Below are 8,053 nucleotides of genomic sequence, written 5' to 3' on the forward strand. Positions count from 1 at the left end.
CGGTGGCCAGGTCGAGGGCGCCGCCGGCCAGCAGGACGGCGGCCAGGCAGAGCGCGACGCCCACCAGGGCGGCGAGGACGCCGGTGACGATCGCGGACCGCAGGGTCGCCGGTGCCGTCGTCGCGCTCATCCCTCCCACCCTGCCTGTAAAGTGGCCCCGCTGCTCGCAGAAACGCCGAACCCCCCGGAGGCTGATTCATGACTCGCGTGGACGAGTTCAACAGCTTCTACGCAGCGACCGCGGAACAGACGCTGAGGGTGATGTACGCCGTCACCGGCGACCGCCAGGTCGCGCTGGAGAGCACCGTCAACGCCTACCGCCACACCTGGCGCGACTGGTCCAAGGTGCGCGGCAACGACCCCCGCGGCTACGTCCGCACGGAGGCCTGGCGCTCGGTCGGCCTGAGCCGCGGCACGCACCCGCTGCGCAAGCGCCACGAGGACGACAGCGACACCGGCCTGCTCGACGCGCTCCTCGACCTGCCGTCCGACGAGCGACGCCTCGTCGTCCTCATGACGCTCGGCGACATCGACCTCGACGACGCCGCCCGCGAGGTCGGGGTCACCGCCGAGGAGGGCATCGAGGGCGCCACCAACGCGCTGGCGACGCTCGAGCAGCGGCTCGGCCAGGGCATCGAGCAGATCGAGGCCCGCCTGCACGCCCTGGGTGGGGTCACCTCCACCCTCTCGCTCCCCGACGTCCGGGTGCTGCGCACCCGCGCCCGCCGCAGCGAGCGGCGCAACGGCGTCGCCCTGGTCGCCGCGGCCGTCCTGGCCGTGGTGGTCGGCGCGTTCGTCGCCACCGACGGCGACGCGATGGCCCGCAACCAGGCCATGCCGCAGCGCGAGAAGCTGAGCAACGAGTCGCCGATGGAGACGCTGGACGCCCGCGAGGTCGACGCCGACGACCTGCTGACGTCCGAGCAGGTCTCGCGACTGAACCCGCAGGCCGCCTGGTCGGTCAGCGGCACCGACACCAACCCGGCCAACCCCGAGCCGTACGCGACCTGCCCGATCAAGCGCTTCGCCAACCCCGACCCCGAGCGGGTGTTCGTCCGCACCTACACGACGCAGGCCCAGGACGAGGAGCGGGTCGCCGAGGCGATCGAGGTCTCGCGCAGCCGCAAGGCGGCCACGGCGGCCTACCGCACGCTGGTCAGCTGGTACGCCGACTGCACCCACCCGCGCGTGCAGCTCGTCGGGTCGTACACCGTCGACCGACCGTTCGGCGACTTCACGATCCTGCGCCTGCGCAGCTATCGCGACCCGGAGAAGACGTTCACGGTCGGGCTGAGCAGCTCGGGCACCGTCACCAGCGTCGTCGTCCACGAGGTCCGCGGCGCCAAGGCCCCGCCGGTCGAGACGTTCGCGCAGACGCTCAACGACGCCGTGCTCCGCGTGTGCATCGACTCCGGCGGCACGTGCAGCACCGACCTGCAGGTGCGCAGCACCGTGCCCCCGCCGACCACCACCTCGCCGGCCTTCCTGGGCATCGTCGACCTGCCGCCGGTCGGCCGCGTCGACAAGGTCTGGGCCGGCACGCCCGCGCAGGTGGCCAAGGACGACCCGACCACCACGCCGTGCGAGCTGCGCAAGCGCTCGAAGAAGGCCGGTGACGTCGTCGGCTCGCGCGTCTTCCTCATCCCCGAGGCCCGCCAGCAGCTGCCTGCGCAGTTCGCGGTGGCGCAGACCCTCGTGCGCCTGAAGGACGAGGACGCCGCCCGCGACCTGGTCGACGGGTCCAAGAAGCTCATGGAGCGCTGCGCGCGCGAGAACCTGGCCGCGACCGTCTCGCAGCAGGGCAGTCGCAAGACCGAGCAGCAGCGCCAGCGCACGTGGCGCATGGTGTTCGAGGTCAGCAAGCGGAACAAGGCGTACTACCGCACCGGCCTGGTGCAGCGCGGCCGCTACGTCTCGCAGGTGACGCTGACGACGTCCAAGGACGTCGACATCCCGCGCGAGGCCTTCGAGCGTCTGCTCGAGCGGGCCGGCCAGCGCCTCGTCAACGCCCGCTGACCGCCGCGTCCGAGGCGCAGGCGCCGCGCCGGCGGCCGAGCATCCGCCACCTCGCACGACAAGGGCCCCACCGCCGAGGCGGTGGGGGCCCTTCGCGTCAGTGCGTCAGAGCGACTGCAGGATCTCGCGCATCAGGGCGGCGGTCTCGGACGGCGTCTTGCCGACCTTCACGCCGGCGGCCTCGAGGGCCTCCTTCTTGCCCTGGGCCGTGCCCGCACCGTCGGACACGATGGCGCCGGCGTGGCCCATCGTCTTGCCCTCGGGAGCCGTGAAGCCCGCGACGTAGCCGACGACCGGCTTGGTGACGTGCGCCTGGATGTAGGCCGCGGCCTTCTCCTCCGCGTCGCCGCCGATCTCGCCGATCATGACGATCGCCTTGGTCTCGGGGTCGTTCTCGAACGCCTCGAGCGCGTCGATGTGCGTCGTGCCGATGATCGGGTCGCCGCCGATGCCGATGGCGGTCGAGAAGCCGAACTCGCGCAGCTCGAACATCATCTGGTAGGTCAGCGTGCCCGACTTCGACACCAGGCCGATCGGGCCCTTGCCGGCGATGTTGGCCGGCGTGATGCCGGCCAGCGCCTCGCCCGGCGTGATGATGCCGGGGCAGTTCGGGCCGATGATGCGGGTCTTCTTGCCCTGCGCGTAGGCCCAGAACTCCGCGGAGTCCTGCACCGGCACGCCCTCGGTGATGATGACCAGCAGGCCGATCTCGGCGTCGATGGCCTCGATGACGGCGTCCTTGGTGAACGCCGGCGGGACGAACGCGACCGAGACGTCGGCGCCCGTCTTCTCGATGGCCTCGGCGACCGAGCCGAACACGGGCAGCTCGACCTCGGCGCCCGAGGCGTCGGTATGGGTGACGGTCGTGCCGGCCTTGCGGGCGTTGACGCCGCCCACGATGTTCGTGCCGGCCGCGAGCATGCGCGCGGTGTGCTTGGAGCCCTCGCCGCCGGTGATGCCCTGGACGATGACCTTGGAGTCCTTGGTCAGGAAGATCGACATGTCAGCCCCTTCAGCCGTTCGCCAGCTCGGCGGCCTTGTCGGCCGCACCGTCCATGGTCTCCACCTGCGTCACGAGCGGGTGGTTCAGCTCGTTGAGGATCGCGCGACCCTCGTCGACGTTGTTGCCGTCCAGGCGGACGACGAGCGGCTTGGAGGCCTCGTCGCCGAGCAGCTCCAGGGCGCCCTTGATGCCGTTGGCCACGGCGTCGCAGGAGGTGATGCCACCGAAGACGTTGACGAAGACGCTCTTGACCTGGGGGTCGCCCAGGATGACGTCCAGGCCGTTGGCCATGACCTCGGCCGACGCGCCGCCGCCGATGTCCAGGAAGTTGGCCGGCTTGACGTTGCCGTGCTTCTCGCCGGCGTACGCCACGACGTCCAGGGTGCTCATGACCAGGCCCGCGCCGTTGCCGATGATGCCGACCTCGCCGTCGAGCTTGACGTAGTTGAGGCCCTTGGCCTTGGCCTTGGCCTCGAGCGGGTCCGCCTCCTCGTGGATGACGAAGTCCTCGTGCTCGGGGTGACGCACCTCCGAGGCGTTGTCGTCCAGCGAGACCTTGCCGTCGAGCGCCTCGAGCTTGTCGCCCTCCAGGCGCGCCAGCGGGTTGACCTCGACGAGCGTGGCGTCCTCCTCGACGAAGACCTTCCACAGGGCCTGGATCATCTCCACGGCCTGGTCGGCCAGCTCGGCCGGGAACTTGGCGTCGGCGACGATCTCGCGGGCCTTGGCCTCGTCGACGCCGGTGCCGGCGTCGATCGGGATCTGGCGGACGGCCTCGGGGTTGGTCTTGGCGACCTCCTCGATCTCCACGCCGCCCTCGACGCTCGCGATGCACAGGTAGCTGCGGTTCGAGCGGTCCAGCAGGAAGGAGAAGTAGTACTCCTCGACCGGCGGGGTCGCCGGCGTGACCAGGACACGGTTGACCGTGAGCCCCTTGATCTCCATGCCCAGGATGTTGGACGCGTGCTCGAACGCCTCGTCGGCGGTCTTGGCGATCTTGACGCCGCCGGCCTTGCCACGGCCACCGGCCTTGACCTGCGCCTTGATGACGGTGACGCCGCCCAGCTGCTCCGCAGCGGCCTTGGCCTCGTCCGCGCTCTGCACGACGACGCCGAGGGTCGTCGCCACGCCATGCTTGGCGAAGAGCTCCTTCGCCTGGTACTCCATCAAATCCACGGTGATGTCCGTCCTTTGGTCGAAACGCCCAGGTGGCTGACCCGACGGCCAGAAATGGGCCTCCGCGACTGTAACGCCTGCGTGACGGGGGACGCTCGTCAGGTGGGTCACACGCGAGCGGTCGCGCCCCTGGCGTGCCAGGGTGGAGTCCATGGCCGAGGGAACCAGCCGGGTGCGTTCCGGCGACGTGACGCTGGACGTCCGGGTGCGGGGCGAGGGTCCCGCGATCGTGCTCGTGCACGGCTTCCCCGACACCCAGCGGGTGTGGGCGCCGGTGGCCGCCCACCTGCAGACCGACTTCACCGTCGTGACGTACGACGTCCGCGGCGCCGGCTGCTCGACCGCGCCCGACCGGCACGACGGCTACCGGCGCGAGCGGCTCGTGGACGACCTCGTGGCCGTCCTCGACGCGACGGTCCCGCACGGGCCGGTGCACCTGGTCGGGCACGACTGGGGGTCGGTGCAGCTGTGGGAGGCGGTGCTCACCGAGGCCGACGACCGCGGCTGCGCGGGCGGCTCGCGTCGTTCACCTCGATCAGCGGGCCGCCGCTGGACCTGTTCGCCCACTACTTCCGTCACCACCTGCGCCGCCGCCGGGTCCGCCGGGTCGCCGACCAGGCCCGCCGGTCCTGGTACGTCGGCGCCTTCCAGGTGCCGCTGCTGCCCGAGCTGGTGCTGACGACCGGTCCCGGCCCGGGCGTGATGCGGGCGGCGATCGAGCGGCTCGAGCGGGTGGAGTTCGGCCCGACGTTCAGCACGGACGTCCGGCACGGCATCAACCTGTACCGGCAGAACCTGGGCCTGCCGTCCGGAACGTTGCGCCACACGTCCGTGCCGGTGCAGCTCGTCGTGCCACGGCAGGACCGCTTCCTGTCCCCCGCGCTGTACGAGGACCTGCCCGCCATGGCCCCGCGGCTCACCCGACTGGATCTGGACGGCGGCCACTGGGTGGTGCGGCACCGTGCGGCACAGGTCGCGCAGGCCGTCGCCGAGCACGTCCGGACGCACACCTGAGCCGTTTCGCGCGGTTGTGAGGATTCGCACAGTCGGGCCCCGATCCAGGCGGCGGGCCGGGACCTGGGCCCCCAGATGGTTGAAAGTGGTTTCGGTTCGGCCCACCCGTCGGCTAGGGTCGACACGGTCCTGTTGGCCCCCGAAAGGTTTCTGAGTGAGCTCCCCTGCGCCCAAGCGCCGCCTCGACGTCCGTGAGAGCGAGCGTCGCAGCACCGGCCCCGGCAAGCGTGCCGCGCGACCCCAGCGCAGCGCGTGGCAGAAGCTCCTTCCGTCCCCCGCGATGGCCGGCGCCCTGGCGCTGATCGCGGCCGGTGTCGGCTCGGTGGCCTACTCGTCGCAGACCGAGTCCCCGTTCCCGAGCGACGGCTACGCGGCGATCTCGCAGACCTACGCCAACGACACCGACTCCGCGGTGGACGTCAGCCGCAGCGCCGACCGCACGGTCTCGGCCGAGCAGGCCGCCGCCCAGGTCGCGCAGCAGCAGCGTCAGATCCGTGAGGCCGTCCAGGCCCGCGCCGACGACCTCGCGCTGAACCGCTGGGTCCTCCCGGTCACCGGCTACCGCATCACCGCCCGCTTCAACCAGTCCAGCGGCCTGTGGTCCAGCGGCCGCCACACCGGCCTGGACTTCGCCGGACCGTCGGGCTCGACGATCGTCTCGGTCGCCGGCGGCACCGTCACCTCGGCCGGCTACGAGGGCGCGTACGGCAACAAGACCGTCGTCACCCTCGAGGACGGCACGGAGATCTGGTACTGCCACCAGAGCCGCATCGTCGTCAGCCCCGGCGACCAGGTCGCCCCCGGTGACGTCATCGGCTACACCGGGTCCACGGGCAACGTCACCGGCCCGCACCTGCACCTCGAGGTGCACCCCGGTGGCGGCGGCGCGGTCGACCCCTACGCCGCCCTCCAGGAGCACGGCGTCGCCCCGTAACCCCCCCCCGCTTCGTTCCGAAGGCCCCGAGCACCCCGCTCGGGGCCTTCGCCGTTCCCTCACCCGAGCCCCGCTCCCCCGCGAAGTGTGAAGAAATGCACCGCTTCGCGGCGCGGAAGGGTTCACAACCTCACATTTCCCGGCAGCGCGTCCACAGGTGAGGGACGAGCGCGGGCGGGACGGGCGGATGCTCGCCCACGCTGCGGTCATGCCCGCGACACCAGCTCCTGCACACCTGGCCGGTCGTGTCTTCACCACGGCCACGGCTCGCGCCCACGGCGTCTCGGACCGGATGCTGAGCGGCGCCCGCTTCGTGCGCATCCACCGTGGGGTATGGCGCCTCGCCGGCACCGAGATGACCCCGCGTCTCCAGCTCGAGGCCGCGGTGCTCGCGGCGCCGGGCACCGCAGCGCTCAGCCACGTCACGGCGCTCGACTGGCTCCTGGGCACCGAGCGTCTGACGGGCGTCGTGCACCTGTCCACCGACAGCACGTCCCAGACCCAGCTGCCTGGGGTGAGGCTCCACCGACGACGTCACGCCCTGGCGCCGAGGCTGGTGCGCGGGCTCGCCTGCCTCGGCCCGGAGCGGACGTTCGTCGACTGCGGGACGTTGCTCGGCCTCCGCCGTATGGTCCGGGCGGGTGACGCGCTCGTCCGCGCCGGGCACACCCGCGCCGAGCGTCTGGTCGCCTACTCCGACGAGCACCACCTCGACGGCGTCGTCCTGGCCCGCGAGGCGGCGCGGCTCGTCCGCCCGCGCGTGGGCTCGGTCCGCGAGACGGACGTCCGCCTCCTCCTCGTCGCCGCCGGCCTGCCGGAGCCCGAGACGAACGTCGACGTGCTCGATGCCGCGGGACAGTGGGTCGCACGGGGCGACCTGGTGCTGCCCGCGTGGCACGTGGTCGTGGAGCACGACGGCTGGGTCCACGAGCGCGACGCGGCCCAGCGGCAGAAGGACCACCTGCGACGCGAACGGATCCAGGCGGCCGGGTGGACGCTCATCGTCGTCACCGTCGCGGACTTCGACCGTCCCGCGACCGTCGTGTGGCGCGTGCACGCGGCACTCGCACATCGCGGCTACCGCGGTCCGCGACCGTCCTTCGGCTCGCTCTGGGACCGCGTCCGCCGCGATGTGTGAAGAAGTCGACCTCGCGCGAGCGCAGGCACGTTCATTTCTTCACACATCTCGGCGGATGCCGCGGGGAGGTGAGGGCTAGAGCTTCTGGACGGGGGCGTAGCGGAGCAGGAGGCGCTTGACGCCCTGGGAGCCGAAGTCGACGGTGGCGACGGCCTTCTCGGCCGCACCCTCGACCACGACGACGCTGCCCATGCCGAAGCTGTCGTGCGTGACCCGGTCGCCGGGCGACAGCGAGACGATCGGCCCGGCTGCCTTCTTCTTCTGCCGGGCCGCGACGGTCGACGAGCGGAAGGACGCAGCGGGCTGCGACGGGGTCCACTGCGTCGGCGCGGAACCGGTGCGTCGCCAGTCGACCAGGTTCTCGGGCACCTCGTCGAGGAAGCGCGAGGCCGGGTTGTACGACGGCGCGCCCCAGGCCGAGCGCACCGTCGCGCGGGTCAGGTAGAGCCGCTGCCGCGCCCGGGTGATGCCCACGTACGCCAGTCGGCGCTCCTCCTCGAGCTCGGTGTTGTCGCCCAGCGAGCGCATGTGCGGGAAGACGCCGTCCTCCATGCCGGTCAGGAAGACGATCGGGAACTCCAGCCCCTTGGCGGTGTGCAGCGTCATGAGCGTGACGACGCCCTCGCCGGACTCGGGCAGCTGGTCGGCGTCGGCCACGAGGGCCACCTGCTCCAGGAAGGCCGGCAGCGAGCCGGGCGTCAGGTCGGCCTCGCGGTCGGCGGCGGCGACCCCCTCGGCGTCGTCGTCGACGATGCGCTCGCCGAGGGGTGGC

General features: G+C 71.9%; 8 protein-coding genes. 5 read left to right on the plus strand and 3 right to left on the minus strand.

Annotated features, from left to right (window positions below; genetic code table 11):
• Positions 1-198 precede the first annotated feature (198 nt).
• Positions 199-2,016: a SigE family RNA polymerase sigma factor gene (locus AC2W7G_RS05250; RefSeq protein WP_485867508.1), complete on the plus strand. Its 1,818-nt coding sequence runs from the start codon at positions 199-201 to the stop codon at positions 2,014-2,016.
• Positions 2,017-2,121: 105 nt separating this feature from the next.
• Here the strand turns inward: AC2W7G_RS05250 and sucD are convergent, their stop codons facing one another.
• Both sucD and sucC read right to left on the minus strand, forming a co-directional pair.
• The gene (gene sucD, locus AC2W7G_RS05255; RefSeq protein WP_485867509.1) at positions 2,122-3,018 is read right to left on the minus strand and encodes a succinate--CoA ligase subunit alpha; all 897 of its coding nucleotides are present in this window, start codon (positions 3,016-3,018) and stop codon (positions 2,122-2,124) included.
• Between the two features lie 10 nt (positions 3,019-3,028).
• Complete coding sequence (gene sucC, locus AC2W7G_RS05260; protein ID WP_485867510.1) at positions 3,029-4,195, minus strand: ADP-forming succinate--CoA ligase subunit beta; 1,167 nt, start codon at positions 4,193-4,195, stop codon at positions 3,029-3,031.
• Between the two features lie 151 nt (positions 4,196-4,346).
• Here sucC and AC2W7G_RS05265 point away from each other — a divergent pair, with 151 nt between their 5' ends.
• The 4 genes from AC2W7G_RS05265 to AC2W7G_RS05280 all read left to right on the plus strand — a co-directional run bounded on the left by AC2W7G_RS05265 (position 4,347) and on the right by AC2W7G_RS05280 (position 7,281).
• Positions 4,347-4,874, plus strand: a complete 528-nt coding sequence (locus AC2W7G_RS05265) for an alpha/beta fold hydrolase (RefSeq protein ID WP_485867511.1) — start codon at positions 4,347-4,349, stop codon at positions 4,872-4,874.
• Positions 4,847-5,209: a hypothetical protein gene (locus AC2W7G_RS05270; RefSeq protein ID WP_485867512.1), complete on the plus strand. Its 363-nt coding sequence runs from the start codon at positions 4,847-4,849 to the stop codon at positions 5,207-5,209. Before AC2W7G_RS05265 ends, AC2W7G_RS05270 begins: the two co-directional genes overlap by 28 nt.
• Before the next feature lie 154 nt (positions 5,210-5,363).
• On the plus strand, positions 5,364-6,143 hold the full coding sequence (locus AC2W7G_RS05275; RefSeq protein ID WP_485867513.1) for a M23 family metallopeptidase: 780 nt from the start codon (positions 5,364-5,366) through the stop codon (positions 6,141-6,143).
• A 208-nt stretch (positions 6,144-6,351) separates the two neighbouring features.
• Positions 6,352-7,281, plus strand: a complete 930-nt coding sequence (locus AC2W7G_RS05280; protein WP_485867514.1) for a hypothetical protein — start codon at positions 6,352-6,354, stop codon at positions 7,279-7,281.
• A gap of 75 nt (positions 7,282-7,356) precedes the next feature.
• On the opposite strand, the gene AC2W7G_RS05285 is transcribed toward AC2W7G_RS05280, so the two are convergent.
• A partial coding sequence (locus AC2W7G_RS05285; protein ID WP_485867515.1) for a 3'-5' exonuclease occupies positions 7,357-8,053 on the minus strand: 697 nt, incomplete at its 5' end.

This window comes from Aeromicrobium sp. PFPM2_SD2 (assembly GCF_057364525.1).